This window comes from Tenacibaculum singaporense, from assembly GCF_003867015.1.
Taxonomy (GTDB): Bacteria; Bacteroidota; Bacteroidia; order Flavobacteriales; family Flavobacteriaceae; genus Polaribacter; species Polaribacter singaporensis.
In genome coordinates this window covers 3116195-3141968 of record NZ_CP032548.1, presented here as the reverse complement: position 1 = coordinate 3141968, position 25774 = coordinate 3116195, and the positions used below count along the sequence as shown (strand labels likewise).

The following is a 25774-nucleotide window of genomic DNA, read 5'->3' as shown; positions in this document are numbered from 1 at the left end:
ACGCTTTATAAATTAATGTGTTTTTTACATCCGTAAATCTCTTGCAAGATACTACAGATATTTTAAATGTTACGTTGTTTTAATATAGTTTTCTAAGGCTTTATTGATAATACTTTTAATACTTTCATCTTCGTTCAAAGCGTGTTGTTTAATCTTTTTAAGCAAGTTTTTATCTAAGTAAAAAGAAAACTGAACTTCTTCATTTTCTTTAGTAGGAATAGGAACTACCTTTTGAATTGTTTTCGCTTGATTATTAGTCTTAGCTTTATTGATTAAATCGTTAAAATTTTGTTTTTCCATAATGCTAGAATTGTAGTTTTATATAAATGTAGATGTATAGAATTATATGAGTTTTGTTAGCACTTCTTTTGTTAGGTTGTCTAATTGCTTTTGAGCATTTTTATCATTCTGAATACCACCTACTAAAACCGAACGAGTAAAAGCAACTAAGTCTGATATATGAGTTTTGGCAATAGGAATATTGTATTCTTCTAATCCAATCAAAATATCCAAGGTTAAAGTGGTGTTAGCTTTTATCATGTTGAAAACAATTAACGTTTTATCAGCTTTATTTTCGTTTTCAATGAGCTCAATAGTACTTTTAATGGCTAACAGATCTAACACGCCAGCTTTTGTAGGTATGATGATTAAATTAGATAGTTGAATAAGCTCAGGTAATTGATTAGATAGGTAAGGTGGAGTGTCAATAAAAATAAAATCATACTCCAGGTTCTGAATTTCATTAATCTTCCCTTTGTAAGGAATAATATCAAAACCAGAAGCTAATTCCTTAACTTGAGATAAACTACCTTGTAAATCTAAATCAAGAATAGCTACTGAAGCGTTTTCAGATATGTTTTGAGCTAGGTTAAAAGTAAGTGTCGATTTACCTACACCACCTTTTTGATGTGTGATTAAAATAATTTTTCCCATGTTAGTCGTTATTTTTCCATTGTTGATATTGTTTGAGTGCTTCAGGATTCTTTTTGAAAAACTCTTGGATATGATTCGTTATTTCTTCACGCCCTTTTATATAGTTAGTTTCCTCTACATTTTTAAATTTTTGATATTGATAAAAATTTATTGAAATACTCAAAAGACAGATAATGAAAAACGAGCTGAATAAAACTATCATCCACTTTGGAACAATGATGGTTTTATTCAGTTTGTTTTGAAGTGTACGAATTTGATTTTGTTGTTCTTTTAAGTTAGAAGTTAGTTCACTGTTAAACTCTTTAAAAACTGATTGAATTTGAGAAGTGTCAACAGTAATCTTGTGATTTTTAATTTTATCAGTGTCTTTACTTAATTGATTTACTGCTTTTTGAAAAGTTTCAATTTCCTCGATGAGTAAAGCAGTTATTTCTTCGATTTTAGCCATGATTATTTAGTTATAGAGATTTGTTTAAGAGTAGCTTTTGCAATTTCAAAGAATTTACTTTTGAGTTTGTTTATAGATAAACTTCTATGTACCTCGCTACCTTTTAGATTGATGTTGTTAAGTTGATATCGGAATCCTTGAAGTTGATTAGATTTATTTATTACAGGTTTAACCTGGATGTTAAATTGTCTCATTTGATTGATATACTGCTGATAATTCTCAGGATGAAAAAGCTTAAATGAAAGCTCATGCTTTTCTTTGATATATTTTCTAATCTCCTTTAAGTTCTCTAATTTCTGTTCTTTGATCTGCTTAACAGTTTGTAATTCTAGCTTTTCTGCGACTTTTTCTGCTGTTTTTTGTGAACGTTTTCCAATAAAATTGTCTTTGTAAGCAGTTCCATTAAAATCGATTCGATTCACATATAAATGAATATGTTTATGGTTTTTGTCGTTGTGAACAAATGCGATTGCTTGATGATTTTCTAACTTTAAGTCCTTAACAAATTCAGATGTTATTTTATTAAGATCTTTTAAGTCTAGTTTTTTACCATCTTCAATAGTTGGACTAATAACAAAACTGAAAGTATTACGTTCGCATTTATCATTCATCGATTGAATGATTTTAAACTCTTCAGTAATTTCTTTAGGAGTTTCTCCAGCTAGATTTTTCTTATAAACTATCTCAGCATCTTTTTCTTGATTCCAACCATATTCGATGGAAGCTTTTGTATGTGATATTGCTTTTCCTTTACCAATCATTTTTTAAAATTTTGAAGATGATTTTTTATTTCATCAGCAGTTTGATACACATTTTTGTATAAATCGGGATGTCTCTTTTTGATTAAATTCCCAATAGATTTAAAGTTATTATGATACTGAACTAGCATTTTGTAAAGAGAAATTTGTTCTTCTGATAATCGTTCAGAAATTACTTTTTCATTAGCCGATTTTCTACAAAATTCGCTTAATGATAAGCCAGCTTTTTTAGCTTTTACTTTTAAAAGCTTTTTCTCATAAAGAGTGCATCTAAATTCAATTTTGTGATTTTTCATAATGCTGTTCAACTTTTGCGACCATAGGGAGAAAAAGCGAGATTTGTCCTGACAAGGACACATCTCGAAATACTAATTAATCTCCTTTTTGTAATTAATTAAATAATCGTTTAAATCGTTGTGGTTTTTATAGTGAATTCTACAGTCAATTAACTCTTTAGATACTTTTTCTTGGAGGTGTTTTATAGCTTTGTTTCCAGCTTCATCATTATCAAAAAAACATTTGGTTTTAGAATAATCTTTAATTAGGTTGGGAACCTTTTGAATAAGAGAGGTAGAATTCAAAATGATAAAATTTTCATTTGGAATTATTTTTTTTAAAGTCAAATAAGAAAGAAAATCAGACCAAGATTCAAACAAGGATATAACATCAGAATTATTATTTATAGTTGTAATACTTTTTTTACCTAAGCATCCTTTAAAGAATTTGTTTCTAATTTCTAGTCCTCCAAAATCATTCATAAATCCAATTCCATAATATTCTTTTTCAGAATCAAAAGAGTAGTGGACTTGAAATAAAAAACGCTTAGCATATTCAATATTTATTTTCCTAGACTTCAAATATTCTATCAAAAAAGAGTTAGTTAGCTCTCCTACTTTTTTGATAGAGTATTTTGGTTTGCCTTCAGCCTCTTTTAGATTTTTATGCTGATGAAAAGAAAAAGTATTATTGCTTAACAGATTTAAAGAATCTTTTAGGGAACAATTATGATACTTCATTATAAAATCAATTATTGTTCCTCCGAACCCTTCCCCGAAATCGTACCAAATATTTTTAGCTGTATCTACTTTAAATGAGGGTGAATTCTCACTCCTAAATGGAGAGCAAAACCAAACTTCATTAATGTTTGTTTTCTTGGGAAAGAAGCCATTGTTTTTTAGATAGGAAACAAGGTCTATTTCTTTTGCTTTTTTACAGTTCATGATTAAGTTTTTTATACACTATATTTTATTTTATAAAATGATGAAACGATGCGTGAACGTTCTGTATCCCTTTGTTTATAGGTTCTGTAGCTTGTCATCATTTTGTCATCGTTTCATCACTTTTGATTTTATTTTGTCATCACTTTTGAAAATGATGACAAAGTGATGACAAAATGATGACAGCCTGTATCCTTTGTCTTTACTGACTTATAGATGAATAAAAGTTAGTCTGTCATCGTTTCATCAAAATTTTTCTGTAAAAAATCTTTTTTTACAGAAAAGTACCTTCCTTTCGATTCTGTTAAAACAATTTCACCGTCACTTAAAATTGTAAATCTTCGATATTGAAGTGAGTTTTTTTGATTGGTTAATTTCCAGTCTTTTTTTAGTAAGGATCTTAATTGAGTTTGATCAGTTTTTACTCTCGTTTTATTTAATCCATTTAATAAATCCATTGGAACAAATTCAACAGAATCTAAGTCGTGTTTTTCGATTACACTGATTAGTAGTTGAGCCAACTCTTTTTCAACTCTGTTTCTATTATTATTCACAAGTTTTTTTAGAGCAGGAGTGTATATTTGTTTAGCAGTAAACCACATTCTAGTTTTTCTTTCACTGGCAAACTTTCTTTTTAAAGTGAAATCTAGAAAAGCGGGAATTTCATCTATTAATTTGTCTAAAAAATTAACGTCTTCAGTTTTTATTTTTGGAACCTTAATTATCCAAAATCGGATTTCGTCTGCATCAATTTTAATGAAGGAATCTTCTTTATTACTACACATAATAAACTTTCCAAAAAAGTCTACTTCAAATCTCTCTTTTCCTTTAGCTTCTATTTTGTTTTTATTTGAAGTTGAGAGGTACTTAATTTTTTCAGTGATTTCTTCTTTTTGAAAAAAGGCTTCGTCTAAACCTAATATTAGTTTATTGCCCCAATCTAAATTAAAGTTACTGTTTAAAGAATGACTATCGAGATAACTCATATTATGACCAAAGACTTCTTTTAAGTATTTTAAGAATGAGCTTTTACCTGTTGAACGCTCTTTGCTTACAAGGCATAATACAGGAAGTGTTTGTGTTGGGTTTTCATATAATAGCTTAAAATAGTCAAGCCCAAGATCTAACTGTTTACCAAATATGTGTTTGAAAAAAGTTATTGTATTATTAAAACTTCCTGTTTTTGGAAGATGTTTAAGAGGGGAGTATGTATTGTAAAAACCATGTATTGTCTTTGAGAAATTAATGTGATTAGGAAAGCATATGCTTCCATCGTATTTGGGGATTTTGGTTAAATAATTTCTGTTGTGATCTTGAATAATGGTATTTCTATCCCATTTAATGAGGATCTCATTGAATTGATTATTAATCGTTGGTACTTGAACAATTTTAAAATAAGACGTACCAATTCTTAAGTATGGTATTTCTTCCATAATTTGTTTAAGAATTAACCGTATATTTGTCCTATACGGTAGTTAATACTGTTTTAGAAAATATTTAAAGCGTAATGGATGAGAGCCATTACGCTTTTCTTTTGTATTTGAAGTTTTTCAATGTTTGATCTTCATTGAAAATTTGGTAGTGGTGGATTAGTTTTTTCTTAGGGCCAAATTGCTCTACTTTAATCCAGCCTTTATCAATATAATTATCTATTGTTTGTATAGAAGATTTTGTTAGGATTGAAACTTCCTTTCTGGTGTAGTACTTATTAATGTGATCTTCTTTTTTAATAGATGATACTAAAGAATTAACTGTTTTTTTTAACTCATTTAAAGAAACTAAAACATCCTCATAAGGATGGCTTTTGTATTTAGAATTTGAAGTATACATAAAATTGAATTTTAATGTTTAATACTTCAAAATTAGATTGTTGAATATGATTTAAACTCCGATTACTCAGAATCTGAGTGAAATTTATTATGATTTAGGATTAAATCGCTATAAAGTGTGAAGTTTTGTACATCACTAAGATGATTGTTTTTAAAATAATCCCAATTTCCTGAGTTCAAGCCATTTTTAGCCGATATAGAAAAGTAATCATTAAATAAACGATATATAATTTCTCTAGTATTTTTTTTAGGAATGTTATAATAATCTTGAAAAAATACTAATAAAATTTGATATGATGTTACTTCATAAATGTCATAACTGTTAAAAAGAATTAAATTATTTTCGCTGTCAAAATTTGAAAAAACTTCAAGTTCTTTTTTGAAAATTTCAAACTTTTTTTTAATAGCTTCCTTTCTTCTCTCTATCGTTATTGAGTTCCTTTTCTTAGGTTCCAAATTTTTCTTAATTATTGAAATCTCTTTCTTGATGTCGTTATCAAATTGTTCGGAGCTCTTTTTGAAAGAATCAAAACTGTTCTTTAAATCTTCAATATCTGATTTCGTTAGAAATGCTTTTTTTTGAATGTTAATTGTAGTTTTTTCTATATGACTTACTTCAGAACTTAACCCTTCAAACTTTTTAAATAACTCATTTAATTTAATATTTAGATCTTCTGTTTTACCTTTAATAATCTTTTTTGCCAGGGTAAAAGGAGCAATCTTTTTAATATCAAACCAGATAAGAAACAATATTAATGATATAATTATTAGGAAGACAGAATAATTAAAAATAGCATTATTAGAGTTGAACTTAATGAAAGATTTCATTAAAGTGCCTGGAGTAATTAAAAAAGCAAGAGATAATAATAGTTTTAATCTATCTACATTAGGATCCCAGTTAATTTTTCCATTCCAAAAATATGGTGCAAGTTTTTCTGTGTACCGTTTTGAAAAGATACCTATTTGAATTAAATATACTCCTATGAATAACAAAAAAAGAGGTACGTAATAATTTGTCATAATTTTATGTCTTATAAGTGCTTAATAAGTATAAAAATATTAACTTTGGTAAGGAACAGCAAATTAAAGTTTTGACAATAAGGAAGTTTGAATTATCAACGCGATTATCAACTCAAAATAAAAACCCTTACAAACACTGGGTTTGTAAGGGTTAATAGTGGAGACGCCGAGAATCGAACTCGGGTCCAAACAAGTAGCTCAAAGGCTTTCTACATACTTAGTTTTTGTTTAATTTTCGATTAAGACCTGACCAAAAACTGTCCAATCTTAACTTATCTTCTTTAGTTTCGAAAACCTATCGAAGTTCTAAGTTCTCTATGTTTACTTTTACGATGCCCAAAAGTGAAACGCCGTAAACCAAGGCTTTTCGTGGACATTTAGCTTGCGCACCTTGTGTGCCGAGGCTCTATCTTACTATTAATTCAGATTAAGCAGCTAAAGCGTAGTTATCTTCGCCGTTTAAATGTTTGAAATAAGTTTAACGAGTTGTCATTTCACTCCTCGGTATGCTTACATTTTCACTAATCTTGCTGTCAAAACCAGTCGTCCCCAATATGTCAAAGATGCTAGAAGTATCCTTGCAAAAAATATACCAGATAATCTTTGTAATTCTATGCAATTTCGTTTGGCAGCAATATAAAACAATACTGCTGAAACAAGAGGATGCAAATATAAAAAAATACTACTTGTACAATCATTTTAAAACAAGTATTTTCGCTGCAATTGTTATAAACTATAACATTATATGTAAAATTGTTTAATTTTAATACAAAGATCAATTATGAAATTCGGAATTATTAAAGAACGTAAAAATCCACCTGATAGAAGAGTTGTGTTTTCTCCAGAAAAATTGCAAGAGTTTAAAGAACAGTTTCCTCAAGCAGAAATAGTAGTGGAAAGTTCTGATATCCGAGTTTTTTCTGATGAGGCTTACACAAAAGCAGGTTTTGAAGTAACCAATGATGTTTCTGATTGTGATGTGTTATTAGGAGTAAAAGAAGTTCCTATTGACAATTTAATTCCAAATAAAAAATACTTTTTCTTCAGTCATACTATTAAGAAGCAACCGTACAATCGAAAGTTGTTAAAAGCGATGTTAGAGAAAAACATTGAAATGTTCGATCATGAAACTATCGTAAAAGAAAATGGAGCCCGTTTAATTGGTTTTGGTCGTTATGCTGGTTTGGTTGGAGCTTACAATGGCTTTAGAGCCTTAGGCATACGTGAAGGATTGTTCAATTTACCCAAAGTAGAAACGTTACCCGATCTAGATGCTGTAAAAGCTGAATTGGATAAAATTACTTTACCAAATATCAAAATTTTACTAACAGGAACAGGAAAAGTAGCTAAAGGAGCCCAAGAAATTTTAGAACATTTACAAATTAAGCAAGTAAGCGATGCTTTATATTTAACAAGTGAGTTTACTGAACCTGTATATTGTATAGCCGATGTTATGGAGTATGCAAAACGAAAAGATGGTAAAGTAGGTGATAAGTTTGAATTTTATAAAGATCCAACAGGTTACGAAAGTAATTTTATGGCGTATGCGAAACAAACTGATTTCTTTATAGCGGGTCATTTTTATGGAGATGGAGCTCCGTATTTATTTACACGTGAAGATGTAAAACACCCTGAGTTTAGAATAAAGTATGTAGCAGATATTTCATGTGATATTGATGGACCAGTAGCGACAACACTTCGTGCGTCAACAATTGCAGATCCTATTTACGGCTACAACCCAGAAACAGAATCAGAAATTGATTTTAAAGACGAAAAAGCCATCACGGTAATGGCAGTAGACAATTTACCTTGTGAGTTACCAAAAGATGCTAGTGAAGGTTTTGGAGAAATGTTTTTAGAGCATGTAATTCCGGCATTTTATAATGATGATAAAGACGGAATTTTAGCTCGTGCAAAAATGACAACAAATACTGGTAAATTAACCGAACGTTATGCATATTTGCAGGATTACGTAGACGGAAAAGAATAACATTTAATAACTCCCGCTTCGGCGGGATTTTTTATTTAAGATGATACCAGACAAACAGTTTTTAATCGACACAGCAAACATGAAAATGCCTTTTGGTAAATATAAAGGAACGTATTTAATTGAAATTCCTGAATATTATATTGTTTGGTATAAAAATAAAGGCTTCCCTAAAGGTAAGTTGGGCACCATGTTAGAACTAGTTTACGAGTTAAAGTTAAATGGACTAGAAGATATTTTGAGGAAAATTCGCCAAGTTTCTTAAATTTGGGGATGAAACCAGCCGAAGAATACATACTCAAACAACCCGAACCATTCAAGTCTATTTTACTGCATCTACAAGTATTAATAGAAAGTAATTTTCAGAATTTAGAGCTAAAGTATAAGTGGAAAATACCAGTATATTATATGAATGGTAAGCAGTTGTGCTACATTAATGCATCCCATAAAAAAGGATTTGTAGATGTTGGTTTTTGGGCAAAAGGTATTTTACAGGATTTTGATGCTTTTTTAGTTTCAGAAGGGAGAACGGTGGTAAAATCACTTCGTTATACTTCAGTAGAAGAAATTAATGAAGAAATACTACTACAAGTGATTGAGGAAGTTTCAAAACACAATCATAAAAGTTTTTGGAGGAAAGCTAATTAACTTTAACTTTATATTCTAATGATAGTTCATTATTTACATATATATGTAAGGTTGTATTTTTTTTAGGAGGTTTAAGATAAATTGAAGAGAAAGCTTCTTTGTTAATAATCTGTGCATTATGTATTTTGTAGTTGCTAGAAAATAAATATTTTACATCTTTTATTTTATCTGTCTTTTTTAGTTTTATATGAATTCTGTTATTATTACTTGTAACAATCTTACCTGATTTAGGAGCTAAAACTTCTAGTTTGTTTTTTTGAAAGCCTTTTTTGTATAGAGGAGCATAACAGAATTCTTTTAAAGGTTTTTGGTTTAAAAATGTATGCCATTTAATATCAGCCGGAAAATGAGTTAGCCTAAGTTTACTTCTTTTTACATTAAAATACTCTAAGTTAAGATGTCTTTGCCATACATTTTTATATAAGTACCCAGAACCAAAAGTAACATCCATTAGAATCCATTCATTATTTATTTTGACGGCATTCCATACATGATTTTTTTCCTCAGGAATTATCCCAATTCTATCAGCAGAAGTTCTTGTATAACCATAAATTAATTCACTTTTAATATTAATTAGGTTACAAATATTATGGAAGAGATAGGCAAAACCTATGCAAACCCCTTTTTTTGTCTTAAATGTTTTTTGTGCCGCCTGCCTTATTTTTCTTTGTTTTATTCTTTTTAAATCACCATCATTGTTAAAAACAAAAAGTTCAGGAGATTTTAATAGTTTAGAAGGAAAATAATCATACTCAATATTTAGAGCAATCCATGTATAAATAGCCCTTACTTTTTCTATATCAGTTTTAAAATCATAATCTATTCTTTCAGATAGTTCCTTGATAGAAGTTATCCCATTATAAGAATACATGATTTTATCAACCTTAGTTAAGTCTTGAGAAAATGAAATATTACTAAAGAAAAGAAGTAAAAGAAGAAAAGATAAAGTTTTTTTCATGAATCAATTTATTGCAATATAAACAATAAAGGTGAAAAATAATTATTGAATCAAAAATTCAAGCATAACCTCTTTATCTATAATTAAAAATAACTGTTTGCTATTGTCAAGTGGAGTTGTTGTAACTGTAGTAATATTATTTTTAGTAGATATTTTATCTGGTTTTACAGCATATCGATATCCACTATAGCCTAGGAAAATTGATTGATTAGGGTGTATGTTTTTAATTTTTAGTTCAATAGTAGCGTTTTTGTCTAATATCCCTTTTAAAGGTGAAATTAGTTCTAGGTCAGATTTTAAAAAAGAAGCATCGTAAATTGGCTGATTGTAAAAGTCTTTTTTATCTATTCTACCAACTCTTAACTGCCAAAGTGTTTTTTCTGGAAAATGTGTTCTAAAGTACTTTTCTTTAGGAATGTTATAATAATAAGAATTAAATAAAGGTTGCCATCTGTTATTATTTACAACTCCAGCTGCCCAGGTGACATCAATATAAATCCATTTACCATTCAGTTTAACAGCGTTCCAAGCATGATTGGAATTGATTTTAGGATTTGCTATATCATTTGATGAATTTCTGATATATCCTTTTATAACTTCATTTTCAATTTGGAGTATAGAGCATATTTTCGAAAAAGTTTGCGCATACCCCTCACAAATAGCTTTTTGAGTTAATAAGGTTTCATTTACAATTTTATCCTTTATAGCTTGTAATTTCTCTAACTTTTCTTGCTCATTCCTGTATCTAAAAGAAATTCGTTTGTTTTTTGGACGATAATATGCATCCAAATCATATCGTATATTATTACTAAGCCAATAAAAAGCAGCTTGTACTTGTTGTTCGTTAGTTTTAAAGTCGCTTGCTATCTGCTGAGCTAGACGTTCTACTTTACTAAATTTAGGGTAACTATTTACTTTCTCTTCAATTAAAGAAAAGTCTTGTGCACTTACGATAGTAGTAGCTAGAAAGAATAAAAAAAGAAGTTGTTTCATATATGAATTAAAAACAATTGTATGAAACAAAAATTGTGCCTATAAATTATTAATGGTTTTTCTAATGCTAACCAAGTTGGTTAACAAACCTTCTAAATAATCAAGATGTAACATATTAGCACCATCACTTTTAGCATTAGCAGGATCAAAATGTGTTTCGATAAATAAACCATCAACATTATTTACTACACCAGCACGAGCAATAGTTTCAATCATATCAGGACGCCCACCGGTAACACCGCTTGATTGGTTTGGTTGTTGCAAGGAGTGGGTAACATCCAATACCGTAGGAGCATATTCACGCATAGTAGGAATTCCACGGAAATCAACAATCATATCTTGGTATCCGAACATAGTACCCCTATCAGTTATCCACGCTTTTGGGTTTCCCGCATCATGAACTTTTTTTACAGCATGCTGCATAGCTTCAGGACTCATAAATTGTCCTTTTTTCAAATTCACAACTTTACCAGTTTTTGCAGCAGCAACTACTAAATCGGTTTGACGAACTAAGAAAGCAGGAATTTGTAATACATCTACATATTGAGCTGCCTTTTTAGCATCAGAAACTTCATGAATATCTGTTACAGTAGGAACATTAAAAGTTTCAGAAACTTTACGTAAAATTTTAAGGGCTTTTTCATCTCCAATTCCTGTAAAACTATCAATTCTACTACGATTCGCTTTTTTAAAACTCCCTTTAAATACATAAGGAATTTCTAATTTATCAGTAATGGTAATTGCCTTTTCAGCAATTCGCATTGCCATATCTTCTCCTTCAATAGCACAAGGACCAGCTAGTAAGAAAAAGTTGTTTGAATCAGTATGTTTTATGTTTGGAATATCAGTTAAAGTCATCCTTAAAAATTTTCAACAAAATTAAGAAATTAAATTGGCTATATTTAGGCTTTTAAATAAATAAAGAATGAAAAAAGTTTTATATCCATTAGCACTTGTAAGTATATCAGTTTTACTGTCGTGCAAGCAAACTAAAAAGACTAGTAACGAAGTTGCTGTGAATACTGTTGAGGTAACTCAGAAAGAAGAAAGTAAAGAAGTATTAATTGATTCTACTTTAGTAAGAAAACACTTATATACACTTGCTTCAGATGAAATGGAAGGTAGAAAACCAGGAACTGAGGGAATGAAAAAAGCAACTCAGTATATAGAAAATGAATACAAAAGAATTGGGTTAAAAACTTTTGACACATTAACTACGTATCGTCAAAATTTTGAATACAAGGGTATTAAAATGAGCAATATTATAGGCTTGTTAGAAGGAAAGTCTAAAAAAGATGAGTTTGTTATTGTATCTGCACATCATGATCATTTAGGTGTAAAGAAAGATGGAGAAGGTGATAGAATTTTTAATGGAGCGAATGATGATGCTTCTGGTGTTACTGGTGTATTATCATTAGCTGAATATTATGCTAAAAAAGGAAACAATGAGCGTAGTATTTTGTTTGTATGTTTTACTGCTGAAGAAATGGGATTAGTAGGTTCTGAATACTTTGGAAAAGGAATTGATGCTAGTAAATTTGTAGCAGGAATTAATTTAGAGTTAATTGGAAAGCAACCTAAAACAGGACCAAAAACGGCATGGTTAACTGGTTTTGATAAATCAGATTTTGGTAAAATAATTCAGAAGAATTTGGAAGGTTCAGGATATAAGTTGTTTCCAGATCCGTACCCTAAATTTCAATTGTTCTTACGATCAGACAATGCTTCATTAGCTCGTTTAGGGGTACCGTCCCATACATTTTCAACCACTCCGATTGATATCGATGCGGATTATCATAAAGTAACAGATGAAGCTGAAACCTTAAATATGACTGTATTAACAGAAACTGTTAAAGCAGTTGCTAGAGGAACTCAAAGTATTATTGAAGGAAAAGACACACCTACTAGAGTAAAGATGGAGTAAACATATTGAAAACTTAAAGTAAAGAAGGAGCCATGAGCTCCTTTTTTATTGGGATTGGGTGTTGTGTTTTTAATAAAACGTTAATTATATATATTTTAAATTGTTTAAAGTGTTAAAGTTATATTAAAATTTTACTATATTCGAAAAGTTTTAATTTAAACCCCTTCGAAAATGAAAAAAATACTTTTAAGCCTAACAGTTGTTTTAACTATGATCTCATGTTCTAATAATGATGAAGCATTAGACATAAAACAAGATCAAGATTTACTTACCAAAAAAGAAATCAATTCAAAAATTAAGGAATCTTTACAAAAAACTGGAGATTTCAAATGGATGTCACAAGATGCTCATACTATATGGAGTGCAGTAAATCATGGAGAAAATATCTTAACAATTGGTTATGGTACTTCAAAAAACAATTATGCTAGGAGTGAAGAAAGTACTAATATTAAAAATGAGTTACTAGCCTTAGTAAGGAGCTTTGAACCTACTTCAGCAAAAGGAGAAACGGAACTATATGTAAACGAAAATATTAATGTATTAGACATTAAAGTTACCAACAAGGAAACAATAAATGTCTTATTAAAAGATAGCAGAGTTCGTTATATAGAACCAGGAGGATATAGTTTTTTAGAGTCAACTGCACAAGCTAAATCAGATTCATCTGGTTCTTCAGGGTGTGGTTACGGAACCGCTACTTTAAATACAAACGATTATCGTACTGTGGTACCTGGGGCGAAAGTACCTTGGTCTTTTGATGCTCATCAAATTCCACAAGCATGGAATTACAGTACTGGAGCAGGAGTAACTGTAGCGATAGTAGACTCAGGATTATCACCAGAACAACGATGGATGAACCAATATTTTAACGATGGATATTCATCAGGAAGAACAGTTCAAAAGTATGGGACTTTTGTAGATTCTTGGTGGGCATGGTCAAACAATTATGACGGAGTTAATGATAAGTGTGGTCATGGGACTAAGATGGCTGCTATAGCTACAGCACCAAGAAATAATGATAACTTACCTGTAGGGGTTGCTTACAATGCTAATTTGGTAACTTACAGAGCCGTTGAGAATGTAGTTATTGACGATTATCATGAAAAAAGAGGAATTGTTGAGGCGTTAACAGCTTTGGCAAACAGAAGTGACGTGAAAGTAATATCAATGTCGTTAGGATATCCGTTTAGTATAGGGAATGTTTCAGATGCAATAAAATATGCACATAGCAAAGGAAAAATGATCTTAGCTGCCGGAGGAACGTCTACTTCGTTTACTACTTGGTATGGAGTAATTTTTCCAGCAAGTATGTCTGAAACTGTTGCGGTAACAGGTGTTAAAGAAGGACAATATAGTAAGTGTGATGTATGTCATACAGGATCGCAAATTGATTTTACGGTACAAATGCAACGTACTAACGGAACGGATAATAAAATTCCTGTGTTGAGTTATTACGATGGTCAAACAAATTATGTTGGAGGATCGTCTGTAGCTACAGCTACCACAGCAGGTATTGCTGCTCTAGTATGGGCTAAGCACCCGACTTGGTCAAGAGAACAAGTTTTACAAAAAATGAAAGAGTCTGCTGATTTTTATCCAAACAAACATTCAGAGTTTGGGTATGGAAATATTGATGCGTTAAAAGCAGTTCAATAAAAATCAACTAATTAACCTTAGAAAAAAGTCTCGTGTAAACGAGGCTTTTTGTATTTTTATAAGGTATAGTTTTTGATTAATTATATGGTAAAGAATTTATATATGAAGTATTACAAATATTTTTTTCTGTTAGTTATTATTGGTTGTGCCTCTTCTAAAGTAGTATATGATTACGATAGTCAAACAGATTTCAGTCAGTATAAGACTTTTAATTTTTTTGAAGATGCAGGTAAAGGTTTAAATGAGTTGGATGTAAAAAGAGTCACTTATGAAATAACGACTGCTTTGGAAGCCAAAGGGATGCAGTTAACTGAAAACCCAGATATGTATATTAATATTTTAGCTGAGGAAAGAGAATCTCTTAACAGAAATACGATAGGTGTTGGCTTAGGAAGTGGTGGAAGAAATGTTGGATTTGGAATTTCAGGAGGTATTCCTATTGAAAGTAGAAAAATAAACCAGCAGTTAACCATTGATTTTGTTGAAAGTAAAGACAACCAGTTAATATGGCAAGGAATTGCTACTAGTGAAATAAGAGAAAAAGCTACTCCAGAACAAAAGAAATTACATTTTCAAAAAGTAATTGGTAAAGTGATTAATAATTATCCGCCGAAATAAGATATTTAAAAAAGCCTCTTGGTTTTACCAAAAGGCTTTTAAATTACATAACAAACACACTAATTTGACTAATCTAAATGTAGACTTTTAGAAATTTTTTGCCAATCAATGATTTTAAAATTTTGATGTAAACTGTCTTTATCTTGGGTATTAGCACCATCTTGCGCAATAAAGAATCCTTTAGGATATTTCGCGCCAAAATTAACAGAGGTTACATCAATTCCGTCCGTATCGTAGGTACCGTCAATAGCACCGTCTTTTAATGAAAAACTTCCTAGGTATTGATTGCTAACTCTATCGAAAACAGCATAACTGTTATTTCCTTGTGAGGATAAAATAATGTATCCTTTTCCGTTTCCAGCATCGTATAAGGTAACACCTTCAAAATCATCTTTCATATTCAAGTCTTTGGTACTGATAACCTTTACACGGTTGTTTTCAGCATTGGGTTCTGCATCATATTTCCATAAGGCTTTGTTCTCTTCTCCAATATATACTTTGGCATGTACATCATCGGCAACAATACCTTCTCCTTGACTTCCTAATGAAAATTCACGGACTAACTCGGCATCAATTTGAGTGTTGTTTTCAAACAATTCCCATTGTTCAACACCGCCTTTTTTACCAACCATAAAAACATAAAATTTGTTAGTTTTAGGGCTCTTGTACATCCCTAAACCGTATACTTCTTTTAAGTTAGAAGTTATTTTTCTTGCAGCAGCATCTTCTAGTTCACCTGTAGGTTTTACAGTTAGTATAGAAATAGTATTGTAGGTTCTATTACTAGCGGTAACTACTGAAACTTCTTTTCCGTTTAGTGAAAACCCATCGCGAATATCAACATTGTTTACACGTCCTATTTTATAAGAATACAAGCGTTTACCTTCTAAATTATAAACTTCTAAACCTTCTTTTTTGTTTGTACCAATTATGGTTGATTTTGTTACATCAGCGGGATTTATCCACACACACGGGTCATCAGCAGCATCGTCAAAAGAAGTTACGGGGTCTGTTTCAGCATCAGCAACTAAAGCTACTACTGGTTTTGCTTGCGGGTTTTGATGGACTATTTTTTCAACTTTACAAGCGCTTAAAATAAGGCAAGTAAGTGTTATTTTGTATACATTATTCATTCTTAAAAATTGTATTTTAAACCAGCATTCCAGTTATAGTTATAAAACTCAGCTTGCATTGTTTGATGCTTTGCTCCTTGATAAAAGCGTAATTCTTGATTGGTTAAGTTTTTTGCTTCAGCAAAGATTTGTAAGTTTTTAGTAATACGGTAAGAAGCATTTAGGTCTACAAACAATTGTTCGTCATAAAATACATCTGTAAAAGCATCATCTCCGTATTCAAAAATATAATCATCAGCAAAGTTTAAAGAGGCTCTAATTGATAGTTTAGAACTTTCATAGGCCAACGATCCGTTAAACATGTTTTTAACAGCACCAGCCAAAGGTAACCCATCTTCTCTGTCAGCAATACCATCTGTTTTAGAGTCTGTATAGGTATAGTTACCATACACTGTTAAGTTTCTTAAGAAACCGGGTAAGAAGTTTAACTTACGTTGTAAAGCCACTTCAAAACCATAAATTTCAGCAGTACCTCCGTTAAAAGGTCGTGTAACATCATAGGTTTCTGTAACCCCCCCAACGGTAATTGGTTCTTCAGTAACTGAATTGTAAATAAATTTATCTAAATCTTTGTAAAAAACTCCGGCAGATATAATTCCGACATTGCTAAAATAGTGTTCAAACATTAAATCAAAGTTCATCGCTTCAGTAGGATCTAAATTAGGGTTTCCATACTCAGCTTCAATATCATCACTATTAATGTTTCTATAAGGTACTAAATCGTAATAGTTAGGTCTAGCAATTGTATTTGTCCAAGCAGCTCTAACAATAGTATTTTTATCAATATTGTATTTTGCTTGTAAATTAGGTAACCAGTTGGTATAGTTTCGAGTTCCTGATGTTTTAGTTACATCACTTAAATCATCAGCTGTTTCAACATCAATAGCAAAACCATTATAATCTATTGTTGTTTTTTCAACTCTTACCCCAGCAATAAAAGAAAAGTTGTTACCTAAGTTTTGTTGTAACATTCCGTATGCTGCATAAATGTTTTCATTAGCATCGTAGTTTTCAGGAACAAACTCATCAAGCACAAGTTCACCACCTGTTAGGTTTAAATTTCCTAAAAATTCTTTTGAAACGAAAAGCCCTGATTTATAATCGTTACCTGCTAAATAACCATTAATAGTATAGTCATTAGTAGTGGTAGTGTTCATGGTTGGAAATTGATCTTCTAAATCATACTCATAAAAGCTATTGTCTCTTACTTTTTCTTTGTACTTGTACTTAAAACCAAATTTTAAAGAGTTTTTGTAAGCTCCTGTAGCATTGATAGGAGCCAAAACATCAAAATTAGAACTGATTTTACGTTCTTGTGTAAATCCTTGTTGTTGGGTTACTTCTTTGTAATCAAAAGTTGAAGGATCATTAAAGTCATTGTTTGTTGGTCGTAATACAGGGAAGTTTGTTCGCGAGAAGTCTTGCATAACTTCAATGTCATCATTCTCAAAACTAATATAACGTTCGTCTGGACGTTCTTCTTTGGCTTTGGCAGTTCCTGTTTTCCAGTTTAGTTTAATGTTTCCGAAAATAATGTGTTCTCCACCTACAGATATATTATAAGTGCTTTGGCGCTCTAAACGTGTGTTGTCATTCGTATCATTGTTGATACCTCCTTTAGTTTGACGACGTACTTCAGCTTTTGATAATCCTGTAGCATCTGGTTCGTCTATTTTTCTAAAACGCACTCTATAACGGTTTTCATAGTCGTTTCTCTGATTGTACATTGACTTAAAGAAAAGCGTATTGTTGTTGTCAGGTGTCCAGTCTAAGTTGGCGGAAACACTCATTCTATTTCTTTTTACATCGTAACGTCTAATATCGTGTTCACCAATGTATGTTTTGTTATTTTCTTTTTCCCATTCAAACTCAACATTATCTGAACCATAATCGTTAGAGTTATATGAAGCATTGATTACATAGCCTAGTTTGTCTTTAAAAGCTCTGTTAGCAACTAATGCAGAAACATTATAGTTAGGCGTATTTCTTACAGGATTTTGTCCGTAAGAACCAGCAACAAAAGCTCTAAAAGTAGTAGGAGCAGAGCGTGTAACTAAATTAACAGAGCCACCAATAGCGTCTCCTTCCATATCAGGAGTTACTGCTTTGTTAACCTCAATGGTTTGAATCATGTCTGAAGGAATTAAGTCCATTTGAACTCTACGGTTATCTCCTTCAGCAGATGGAATTCTGTCACCGTTTAAGGTTACAGAGTTTAATTGAGGGGCTAACCCACGGATAACAATATCTCTAGCTTCTCCTTGGTCGTTTTGCATAGAAATACCAGGAACACGTTTTAAAGCATCACCAATATTGGCATCAGGAAACTTTCCTACTTGATCAGCAGAAATAATATTAGTTATATTCTCTTTGTTTTTTTGTTGATTTAAGGCTTTAGCTTGCCCTTTTCCAATACTTCCTTTAATAACAACTTCGTCTAATCTATCTATTTTAGGTGTTAGAGAAAAGTTTTTAGATTTAATGTTGTTTGTTAGCGTAATGGTTTCTGTTAAGGTTTGATAACCTAAGAATGATATTTGAACCTCGTAATTTCCTACAGGAATGTTTAAAAGTTCGTAGTTTCCATTAAAGTCGGTAGAAAATCCAACTTGTAAAGAAGGAATGCTAATCGTAGCTCCAGGTAAAGGTTGATTAGTTTCGTCTAAAACCCTCCCTTTTAAACCAGATTTGCTTTGTGAGTATCCTAAAACACTTACCAAGCATAAGGTAATTAAAATTAATTTTTTCATTTTGAAATCTTTAGTGAATTATCCACGGCGAAATTATTTATGATAACTAGCAACCAGATTTCAATTTTGTTAGTAAAAAATTATTAAAACTTATACATAAGGTTGATTATATGTTAATTAGTTGAGGTTTTTATAATGTTTAAGTATTCTTTATTTAATACAAAAGTTACTTTATAAAAACATTTGATATTTAACTTTAGAAGTTTTCAAACAAAAAAGCCTCCAAATTAATTTGGAGGCTTTTGTTATAATATGTAGTCTAACGTTTTTTAGAATTGGTAACGGATACCTAAACCAAAGTCAGAGTTAAATCCATCGTATGTGTCGCCGAAGCCAATTTCTGGTCTATAATCTAAAGATAAGATTAAAGGGATATCAAAGTTATATTCAATACCAACAACACCAGCAGCAAAGATAAAAGTATCAGAACCTGCATTATCGATGTTCCAGTGACCTAAACCTCCACCAGCACCTGCATACCAGTTAAAGCGGTTTTCTAATTGCCATACCCATTGGTATAAAGCAGTAGCCTTAAATCCATCATAATTTTTACCATTTCTTAAACCTAAGTCAATTTCTAAACGGTTGTTGTCACTTAACCTGCGTTGGTAAGAAATTTCACCACCAAAACCATCATTGTCTCCTAAACGAAGACCAATAGCGTTGTCAGAAATTTCTTGGGCATTTGCTGTAAAAAACGAAAGGGTTAAAAATCCGATAAATAAAAAGATTTTTTTCATAATTTTTAATTTAATGTTATGTATTGCTAAGATAGTTATTTTATTTAATTAGTAATCTTTTTCCTTTTGAATGGCTAGTAAACTCAGGGGCATACATACTTTGAATAGTTGTGATTCCGTTACTAAAGTTACCTGCATTATTTACACGTACATCATACTCAAATACATATACTCCTTTAGGTAAACGATCGAAAAAGAAATTTGTTGCAGCATCTTTTGTACTTTCATAATACCCTAAACCATCTTGCCATTTGTATTGTGATAATACGTTAATAGGTTCAACTCCACTTGCTCTCATGTCTTTCATGTGCACAAATTCTATATCTCTATCAGAGCGAAGTTCAATTCTAACAGTCATTAAATCTCCTACATTTAATTGCGTATTTTCTGTAATTTCTTGAAGTTGTTTACCTGTATTAGTATTTACTTTTTTAAATAGTTTTTTATTTAATTGTAAAGGAGTTTTAGCAGAAGTAATTTTATCTAGGTCTTCAAAATACTGCCAATACAATCCACCCCAAGCAATACCTTTTCCTTTTTTAGAAATACTAACGGTACTCATATTAGGAGTGATTTCAGAACCATTCCAAGAGGTTTTAAAATAACCGGTACCCGCCTCAACTTTTGTGTCTTCTAATTTAGAAGGATTGATTGTTTTCTCTCCAACTTTTACATCCACCATATCAGTTACCGAAATCCAATCACTACCTCGTAATAATAATGCATATACAGCTTCAGTAGTTGCTTTGGTAGTTTTCCAACGATTGGTTTGCTTATTTTTTAGTAACCATATTTTTAGGTTATCAATAGTCTCAGTATCATTTTCAATTTCTGAAAAGGCTTCAATTAACAATGATTGGGTTTCAATAGGGGCTTGGTGCCAGTACCAACTCGGTTGGTTTTCTTTCCAATACATTCCTACTTTATCAGAAGTAATACTGTTCTCTCTTAAAGATTTTAAAATTTTATTAGTAATTGATGTATTACCATTTCTAAACTGTATTAGGGCAATTTGTCCTTTTCCGTATAAACTAAACTCTTTCCAGTAAGTTGCTGTTTGATTTTTATAATATTCAAAAGCGGTTTTTGTCGTATCGTTAATTTCAATATTGGTATAAAAAGAACGCATGTATAAATATTGAATAATGAAATAGTTTAGATGGTTTTTCTTTAAGTACTCGGTATATTTTTTTTGACCTTTTTCAGCTTTAATGCGTTCAGCATTTTCTAATAACTTCTTGTAGGTATGTTCAATTTCAGCATCTAAAAAGTGGATAGCGTCCACAAGCATTTTCTGTAAAGAATTATCTTTATTATCAATACCTAATTTTTGTAAATGTCCAAAACCAGTAGCAATATGATTCGTTATATAAACATTAGGTTTATCATTCCCTTTAAACCAAGTGAATCCTCCATTGCTTAACTGCATTTGCAGTAGTTTATTAATAGCGTTTTGTTGTTCGTTTTTCATTTTGTTTAAATCAAATAACAAAGCAATACGCTTCTTTTGTTCTGTCTCTGATTGAGCATCACGTAACCAAGGAGTTTCCTGTATAATTAACGATTTTAACTCTTGATTCTTTTCTAAGTTACTCAATAAAGCATCTGAAGATTTCCAAGTATTGAACACCTCTTGTATTCTTGGATTTGAATTTGCAATATGACTAGCGAGTGTGTTCGCATAATAACGAGCAAAGGTTTGTTCACTACACTCGTACGGATATTCCATTAAATAGGGTAAAGCCTGTACAGCATACCATGCAGGGTTTGAGGTAACTTCTAACGTTAATTTATGGTGACTTAGCGTAGTCGAAGTTTGATTTTTAAGCTTATCTAATGTGAATGTTTTGGTTTGATTTGAACGAACCCACATAGGTAGCGTTTCTGTAACTAACATTCTGTTTGATAAAACAGGCAATACATTTTGTTCTCCATCAGAAAAATCTCCTGCCTTGGCAATTACTTTATATTGAATTGCTTGATAAGTATCAGGAATTGATAAGTTCCAAAATACATTCGTGTTTCCGTTAGAATCAACACTGAAAGACTGATTTTTAGAAGAATTGTTTAACAGGTTGATTTCTTTTCCGGTAATAGCATCGGTTAATATAAGTTGTGCTGTACCTTCTAAGTTTTTATCAGAAATATTAGCAATTTTAGAGCTGAATATAATTTGATCTCCCTCTCTTAAGAATCTAGGAGCATTAGGCATTACCATTAACTCTTTTTGAGTAACAGTAGTTAATGTCTTGGTAGCAGATTGCAATTCTTTTGTATGTGCTAGTAGCTGCAATTTCCATCGTGTTAAAGCTTCTGGAGTGGTGAAGCTAAACGTGATATTCCCTTCTTTATCGGTTTGTAAATGAGGATAGAAAAAGGCAGTTTCTTGAAGGTTTTTACGAATTTGAACTCCATTTAAAGAAACTTTTTCTTGTTTAGATTCTTTTTTAGGAGGTGGACTATAAGAAGCATCTTTAGAAGAAAAAGGAACACTACTATCTTCCATTTCAGCTTCCTCCATAATAGCTTCTGGTTTCGAAATTTCATTTTTTAACCTCCTAGAAGCCCCTCTTAAAAGAATATCTTTATTCCTTCCGAAGTAAAACCCAAACCAATTCAATTGGTCATATCGTTGAATTTTAAAAGATGATGGATAAGTATTGTTAAAAACTCTGAAACGTTCATTACCAAAACTTTGATATGCATTAGCGTTACCGCTATAAGAGTAATATGTAGAAGTAGAGATAGGTGAAAACTCCCAGTTATGAGGTTTAAATTCATCTAAAGAAGCATCGTACATACTTGCAAGCATCTCTGCTGCTACTTTGTTGTTTTTATCGTTTTTAATGGTAAAACTCCACGTTTCTTGAGTTCCAGGTTGTAATTTATCTCTAAACGTATTGGTTTCTATAGTAATGTTATCTTGTTCATTTGGAACAGAAATAGGAATTATTCCACTTACAAAACTATTGTAATTCACAAAGTAATATTTGATAACAAACCCGCCAACATCTTGTCTAGTAACAGGAACTTCAATTGTTTTGATTTTGTTATTTAAATGAATAAGCTCTGTGTTTACGATGGTATGATTCTTTTCTATTTGAACTATAACCGTAACATCTTTTGAAGCAGAACCAATTTGTAACTCAGCAATGTCATTTGGTTTGTAAGTCGTTTTATTTGTGTTATACGTGAACAACTGATTGTCGGTTACACTTTTTTCTTTGTTATCAATTATTGTAAAGAGAACTTTGTCTGTAACATCTTGTCCAAACTTATCTTTAGAACTTAATACGGTTATGTATTTACCAGAAGCCCATTTTTTATAGTTATTAAGTGTAATTTCTTTAGATTCTTCTGTATTGAAATTTTGCTCAAATACTAATTTTTCTTTTTTCCAATTTTGAGGGTTTTGTTCTTCCGAAGTGTAAGCTTCATGAGGAAATAAGTTTCTAAACTCACTTTCTGAAATATCTTGATAATCTGGAGTATCCCAAGGTCTTTTACGTAACGGATTTTTAGGAGCTTGTAATTTGTATATTTTAATGCTTCCTTTAGCAGGTGCAAATTCCCCGTTTAAATTTTTACTTGATATTTCAATTGTTGTTTCCTTGTCCGATTTATGTATTGTAGAAGGAATTTGTAAAGTAGCAAGTAATGCATGATACCCAACTTTTACAATAGAGGTTGCTGAGCGAGTTTCTCCATTAACATCAGTTACATCTGCAGTAACTTCATATTCAAAAACAGGTAAGTTTTCTTTGTTCACACTTTCATCGGGTAAAGCTTTGAAAGTAATTGAAAAGTTACCTTGTGCATCAGTTGTTAATTCACCGTGTGTAATTTCTTGTGCTTCTGAAGTAAACTGAGGTTTACGCCAGTACCACCAAACAGGATATTGTACTTTACGATGCACACGATATACTACTTTAGCATCTGTGATAGTTGAACCAGCAAAAGCTTTTGCAAATCCGTTTACTGTAATGCTGTCATGTAACTTATAAGTTTTTGTTACAGGTTTAAATTCTGTTTTAAACTTAGGACGTTTATATTCTTCAACTGAAATATGAGTGATATAATCTTCTCTCTCAAAATCAAAATCTATAGTCTTATAAAACCTGCTTTCTTGTTTTTCACTTTTATCAATAGAAAACCAATATTCACCAGTTAACCCTGTATTTGGTAGTATAATTTCACCAGAAGCTGACCCATATTCGTTTAGCTTTAGGTCTAGTATTTTTACTGCTTCACCGTTAACATTATTTAATGTTACTTGTACAAACTCATTGGTGAAAGGCGTTGATTTGTCTTCTGTTTCTTGAATGAAAATAGTTTTGAAGTATACAGTTTGTCCTGGTCGATAAATGCTTCTATCAGTAAAAATAAAAGGCTTAATATTTATATGATTATCATTTGTAGTTGGAGAGGCTTGTTTTTGATGTTTATTCAGGTAATAGTTACCAAAAACTGCTGAATCGTTTTTGTGAGTTACAGTAACATACACATTACCATAACTAGCATCACTTTTAAAAGAAGCAAATCCGTTTTTATCAGTTGTTATTTTTTTGTGAATCGATTTTCCATACCTATGTTGCTTGTTTTGTAATAATAATTCAGCGTCTTTAACAGGCTTTCCAGTATTTCTATCAACAACTTGGTAGGTTTTTACACCATCATTATTGTTTTCAACCAAAACTAAATTGGTTGCTTCTAAATGAGCAGTAGCATATAAGTCTTCAGAGTTAAAAGTATCATTCTGGTGTGCTATGATTAAATAGTTTCCTTGAGTTAATTCGGGAACTACAACCTCAGTTGTATGTGATAAATAATCTTTTTCATTTCGTAAGTTACTATTCCATGAAGTAGCTTTTGTAAGCTTTTTTATAAAGTTAAAGCGTTCTTCTTCTTTGTGAATTTTTTGAAGCTCTTCTAATTGTTTATGATCAATTTTATAAGCAGAGAAGTACAGCTTGTCAATATTATTGTAAGTAACTAGTAACCTAGAGTGAGATAGGATTGGTACAAATTTTTCAGAAAGAATACTGAGTGATGTAGCTGTGATTTGTTGTTGTAAAGCTTCACATTTTTCAGCAGCTAAACTCTTAGAAAATTGTTTAATAACCTTTTTACAGATAGCAAGTGCTTCTTTGTTTTTAAAACGAAAGTCTTCGTTTTTTTTAGTTTTATAAGATCCAGCTTGCTGATTATAAATTCTAGCTATTTCATAACTATATAATCCAGAAACTTCATTGTTCTTGTAATTATTAACTGATGTTTTTAGTGTTTGTAACAATAACTCTTGTTTGTTATTTAAAGTTATATGCTGCTTAACAAACTGTAATCGTTGAATGTCAGCATCCACAAGGGCATTAAGATTCTTGTTTTTTAAATGAAAGTTAATGAGTTTTTGATAGATTTTTAAGGCATTAAACTGCAATGATAAATCATCTTTTGTAGTGAGGTTTAATGCAGAAAACTTATTAGCTTCACTTAAGTATAAAGTGTTATCAATTTTAAATTGATAAGTAGGTTTTGTAATATTAGTTTCTGTGGTTTTATAAAACTCTAAGGCATTGTGCGCTAAAAAATCAAATAGAGTAGGGCGGTATTTTTTAGAGTCTTTTTCCGCTTGAATAATATCTTTAAAAGTATAAATGTCTGTTTTTTGTAATGCAGATTCATTCTCTAAAGAATTTTGATAGTGACAATGAATTTCTGCAAACAGCGTATTTAAGTCCCATGTTCTAAAATCATTTCCATCTACTTTTTCTTGTGTTTGGGGACGATTGTAAAATTTCCATTTATTTTGATTAAAATATTGCCAGTATAAGTTAGCCAATACATTTTCTAGCACATTTTTTGTCGGAAAATTATGTTGATTAATTTGTTTTTTAAACTCATCAATAATTTTTAATTGTGCATTTTCTTCTAAAGTTAGAGCGTATTTACTTTTATAAAACAACGATTTTATAATTTGAGGAGCATTGTTGCTTTTTTCAGCCTTATCGTAAATAGTGTTTACTATTTTTAAAGCAGATTTAGGTAGGTTTTCAGCTTCAAACTTGTGCACCTTTTCCCAAAGGTTGGTATAGTTTTCTTGGGCGTGTGCTAAGGTTGAAAATAAAATCATTAGTAAAATAGGGATTATTCTTTTCATTTATC

The 25774-nt window shown here is 30.9% G+C and carries 22 protein-coding genes and 1 other RNA gene; 6 read left to right on the top strand and 17 right to left on the bottom strand.

All coding sequences use genetic code 11. From position 1 onward, the window contains the following. Positions 1-69: 69 nt before the first annotated feature. The 10 genes from D6T69_RS14090 to ssrA all read right to left on the bottom strand — a co-directional run bounded on the left by D6T69_RS14090 (position 70) and on the right by ssrA (position 6756). Positions 70-300 (bottom strand): hypothetical protein, encoded by a 231-nt coding sequence (locus D6T69_RS14090; RefSeq protein ID WP_125068501.1) that lies wholly within the window; start codon positions 298-300, stop codon positions 70-72. A gap of 42 nt (positions 301-342) precedes the next feature. Further along, a complete protein-coding gene (locus D6T69_RS14085; RefSeq protein ID WP_125068499.1) occupies positions 343-933 on the bottom strand; it encodes a ParA family protein in 591 nt (196 codons plus the stop codon). A 1-nt stretch (position 934) separates the two neighbouring features. Beyond that, a complete protein-coding gene (locus D6T69_RS14080; RefSeq protein WP_125068497.1) occupies positions 935-1381 on the bottom strand; it encodes a DUF6730 family protein in 447 nt (148 codons plus the stop codon). Positions 1382-1383: 2 nt separating this feature from the next. Beyond that, entirely contained in the window at positions 1384-2142 is a 759-nt protein-coding gene (locus D6T69_RS14075) for a relaxase/mobilization nuclease domain-containing protein (protein ID WP_125068495.1), read from the bottom strand. Further along, positions 2139-2435: a mobilization protein MbpA gene (mbpA, locus tag D6T69_RS14070; protein WP_125068493.1), complete on the bottom strand. Its 297-nt coding sequence runs from the start codon at positions 2433-2435 to the stop codon at positions 2139-2141. Before mbpA ends, D6T69_RS14075 begins: the two co-directional genes overlap by 4 nt. 72 nt (positions 2436-2507) lie before the next feature. Continuing rightward, positions 2508-3359, bottom strand: a complete 852-nt coding sequence (locus D6T69_RS14065) for a toprim domain-containing protein (protein ID WP_125068491.1) — start codon at positions 3357-3359, stop codon at positions 2508-2510. 224 nt (positions 3360-3583) lie between these two features. After that, the gene (locus D6T69_RS14060; protein WP_047789884.1) at positions 3584-4789 is read right to left on the bottom strand and encodes a primase-helicase family protein; all 1206 of its coding nucleotides are present in this window, start codon (positions 4787-4789) and stop codon (positions 3584-3586) included. Positions 4790-4877: 88 nt separating this feature from the next. After that, positions 4878-5186 carry a hypothetical protein gene (locus D6T69_RS14055; protein WP_125068488.1) on the bottom strand — a complete coding sequence of 103 codons (309 nt, stop codon included), beginning with the start codon at positions 5184-5186 and terminating at the stop codon, positions 4878-4880. 62 nt (positions 5187-5248) lie between these two features. Further along, the gene (locus tag D6T69_RS14050; protein ID WP_125068486.1) at positions 5249-6205 is read right to left on the bottom strand and encodes a hypothetical protein; all 957 of its coding nucleotides are present in this window, start codon (positions 6203-6205) and stop codon (positions 5249-5251) included. Between the two features lie 155 nt (positions 6206-6360). Then, positions 6361-6756: a transfer-messenger RNA gene (ssrA, locus tag D6T69_RS14045) on the bottom strand. 230 nt (positions 6757-6986) lie between these two features. Here ssrA and D6T69_RS14040 point away from each other — a divergent pair. Genes D6T69_RS14040 through D6T69_RS14030 form a run of 3 tightly spaced genes read left to right on the top strand, consistent with a single transcriptional unit; the run spans position 6987 to position 8840 of the window. Next, positions 6987-8195, top strand: coding sequence for an NAD(P)-dependent oxidoreductase (locus D6T69_RS14040; RefSeq protein WP_125068484.1), 1209 nt, complete (start codon positions 6987-6989; stop codon positions 8193-8195). 40 nt (positions 8196-8235) lie between these two features. Next, the gene (locus D6T69_RS14035) at positions 8236-8457 is read left to right on the top strand and encodes a DUF3820 family protein (protein ID WP_125068481.1); all 222 of its coding nucleotides are present in this window, start codon (positions 8236-8238) and stop codon (positions 8455-8457) included. A gap of 8 nt (positions 8458-8465) precedes the next feature. After that, a complete protein-coding gene (locus D6T69_RS14030) occupies positions 8466-8840 on the top strand; it encodes a DUF1801 domain-containing protein (protein ID WP_125068479.1) in 375 nt (124 codons plus the stop codon). Here D6T69_RS14030 and D6T69_RS14025 read toward each other — a convergent pair. Genes D6T69_RS14025 through kdsA form a run of 3 tightly spaced genes read right to left on the bottom strand, consistent with a single transcriptional unit; the run spans position 8833 to position 11649 of the window. Beyond that, the gene (locus D6T69_RS14025) at positions 8833-9798 is read right to left on the bottom strand and encodes a transglutaminase domain-containing protein (protein WP_125068477.1); all 966 of its coding nucleotides are present in this window, start codon (positions 9796-9798) and stop codon (positions 8833-8835) included. The two genes, D6T69_RS14030 and D6T69_RS14025, sit on opposite strands and share 8 nt — an antisense overlap. Before the next feature lie 42 nt (positions 9799-9840). After that, positions 9841-10791 carry a transglutaminase domain-containing protein gene (locus D6T69_RS14020; protein ID WP_125068475.1) on the bottom strand — a complete coding sequence of 317 codons (951 nt, stop codon included), beginning with the start codon at positions 10789-10791 and terminating at the stop codon, positions 9841-9843. 39 nt (positions 10792-10830) lie between these two features. Next, positions 10831-11649, bottom strand: coding sequence for a 3-deoxy-8-phosphooctulonate synthase (kdsA, locus tag D6T69_RS14015; protein ID WP_125068473.1), 819 nt, complete (start codon positions 11647-11649; stop codon positions 10831-10833). Positions 11650-11716: 67 nt separating this feature from the next. Here kdsA and D6T69_RS14010 point away from each other — a divergent pair, with 67 nt between their 5' ends. From D6T69_RS14010 to D6T69_RS14000, 3 genes are all read left to right on the top strand, one after another. Further along, positions 11717-12715 carry a M28 family peptidase gene (locus tag D6T69_RS14010; protein WP_125068471.1) on the top strand — a complete coding sequence of 333 codons (999 nt, stop codon included), beginning with the start codon at positions 11717-11719 and terminating at the stop codon, positions 12713-12715. Positions 12716-12886: 171 nt separating this feature from the next. Beyond that, entirely contained in the window at positions 12887-14371 is a 1485-nt protein-coding gene (locus tag D6T69_RS14005) for a S8 family peptidase (protein WP_125068469.1), read from the top strand. 102 nt (positions 14372-14473) lie between these two features. Continuing rightward, positions 14474-14989 (top strand): DUF4136 domain-containing protein, encoded by a 516-nt coding sequence (locus D6T69_RS14000; protein WP_164506732.1) that lies wholly within the window; start codon positions 14474-14476, stop codon positions 14987-14989. 68 nt (positions 14990-15057) lie between these two features. On the opposite strand, the gene D6T69_RS13995 is transcribed toward D6T69_RS14000, so the two are convergent. The 4 genes from D6T69_RS13995 to D6T69_RS13980 form a co-directional block, all read right to left on the bottom strand. Next, entirely contained in the window at positions 15058-16122 is a 1065-nt protein-coding gene (locus tag D6T69_RS13995; RefSeq protein WP_125068464.1) for a phytase, read from the bottom strand. Positions 16123-16124: 2 nt separating this feature from the next. Next, positions 16125-18872 carry a TonB-dependent receptor gene (locus D6T69_RS13990; protein WP_125068462.1) on the bottom strand — a complete coding sequence of 916 codons (2748 nt, stop codon included), beginning with the start codon at positions 18870-18872 and terminating at the stop codon, positions 16125-16127. Between the two features lie 269 nt (positions 18873-19141). Further along, a complete protein-coding gene (locus D6T69_RS13985; protein ID WP_125068460.1) occupies positions 19142-19612 on the bottom strand; it encodes a hypothetical protein in 471 nt (156 codons plus the stop codon). A 40-nt stretch (positions 19613-19652) separates the two neighbouring features. After that, on the bottom strand, positions 19653-25769 hold the full coding sequence (locus D6T69_RS13980; protein ID WP_125068458.1) for an alpha-2-macroglobulin family protein: 6117 nt from the start codon (positions 25767-25769) through the stop codon (positions 19653-19655). Positions 25770-25774 lie beyond the last annotated feature (5 nt).

What these genes read in the sequence shown, in the direction of transcription:
- D6T69_RS14030 (WP_125068479.1), top strand. Translation starts at nt 8,466, where the DNA reads ATGAAACCAGCCGAAGAATACATACTCAAACAACCCGAACCATTCAAG.
- kdsA (WP_125068473.1), bottom strand. Translation starts at nt 11,649, where the DNA reads ATGACTTTAACTGATATTCCAAACATAAAACATACTGATTCAAACAAC.
- D6T69_RS14010 (WP_125068471.1), top strand. Translation starts at nt 11,717, where the DNA reads ATGAAAAAAGTTTTATATCCATTAGCACTTGTAAGTATATCAGTTTTA.
- D6T69_RS14065 (WP_125068491.1), bottom strand. Translation starts at nt 3,359, where the DNA reads ATGAACTGTAAAAAAGCAAAAGAAATAGACCTTGTTTCCTATCTAAAA.
- D6T69_RS13980 (WP_125068458.1), bottom strand. Translation starts at nt 25,769, where the DNA reads ATGAAAAGAATAATCCCTATTTTACTAATGATTTTATTTTCAACCTTA.
- D6T69_RS14040 (WP_125068484.1), top strand. Translation starts at nt 6,987, where the DNA reads ATGAAATTCGGAATTATTAAAGAACGTAAAAATCCACCTGATAGAAGA.
- D6T69_RS14025 (WP_125068477.1), bottom strand. Translation starts at nt 9,798, where the DNA reads ATGAAAAAAACTTTATCTTTTCTTCTTTTACTTCTTTTCTTTAGTAAT.
- D6T69_RS14050 (WP_125068486.1), bottom strand. Translation starts at nt 6,205, where the DNA reads ATGACAAATTATTACGTACCTCTTTTTTTGTTATTCATAGGAGTATAT.
- D6T69_RS13990 (WP_125068462.1), bottom strand. Translation starts at nt 18,872, where the DNA reads ATGAAAAAATTAATTTTAATTACCTTATGCTTGGTAAGTGTTTTAGGA.
- D6T69_RS14000 (WP_164506732.1), top strand. Translation starts at nt 14,474, where the DNA reads ATGAAGTATTACAAATATTTTTTTCTGTTAGTTATTATTGGTTGTGCC.
- D6T69_RS14035 (WP_125068481.1), top strand. Translation starts at nt 8,236, where the DNA reads ATGATACCAGACAAACAGTTTTTAATCGACACAGCAAACATGAAAATG.
- D6T69_RS14085 (WP_125068499.1), bottom strand. Translation starts at nt 933, where the DNA reads ATGGGAAAAATTATTTTAATCACACATCAAAAAGGTGGTGTAGGTAAA.
- mbpA (WP_125068493.1), bottom strand. Translation starts at nt 2,435, where the DNA reads ATGAAAAATCACAAAATTGAATTTAGATGCACTCTTTATGAGAAAAAG.
- D6T69_RS14020 (WP_125068475.1), bottom strand. Translation starts at nt 10,791, where the DNA reads ATGAAACAACTTCTTTTTTTATTCTTTCTAGCTACTACTATCGTAAGT.
- D6T69_RS14080 (WP_125068497.1), bottom strand. Translation starts at nt 1,381, where the DNA reads ATGGCTAAAATCGAAGAAATAACTGCTTTACTCATCGAGGAAATTGAA.
- D6T69_RS14055 (WP_125068488.1), bottom strand. Translation starts at nt 5,186, where the DNA reads ATGTATACTTCAAATTCTAAATACAAAAGCCATCCTTATGAGGATGTT.
- D6T69_RS14075 (WP_125068495.1), bottom strand. Translation starts at nt 2,142, where the DNA reads ATGATTGGTAAAGGAAAAGCAATATCACATACAAAAGCTTCCATCGAA.
- D6T69_RS14005 (WP_125068469.1), top strand. Translation starts at nt 12,887, where the DNA reads ATGAAAAAAATACTTTTAAGCCTAACAGTTGTTTTAACTATGATCTCA.
- D6T69_RS13995 (WP_125068464.1), bottom strand. Translation starts at nt 16,122, where the DNA reads ATGAATAATGTATACAAAATAACACTTACTTGCCTTATTTTAAGCGCT.
- D6T69_RS13985 (WP_125068460.1), bottom strand. Translation starts at nt 19,612, where the DNA reads ATGAAAAAAATCTTTTTATTTATCGGATTTTTAACCCTTTCGTTTTTT.
- D6T69_RS14060 (WP_047789884.1), bottom strand. Translation starts at nt 4,789, where the DNA reads ATGGAAGAAATACCATACTTAAGAATTGGTACGTCTTATTTTAAAATT.
- D6T69_RS14090 (WP_125068501.1), bottom strand. Translation starts at nt 300, where the DNA reads ATGGAAAAACAAAATTTTAACGATTTAATCAATAAAGCTAAGACTAAT.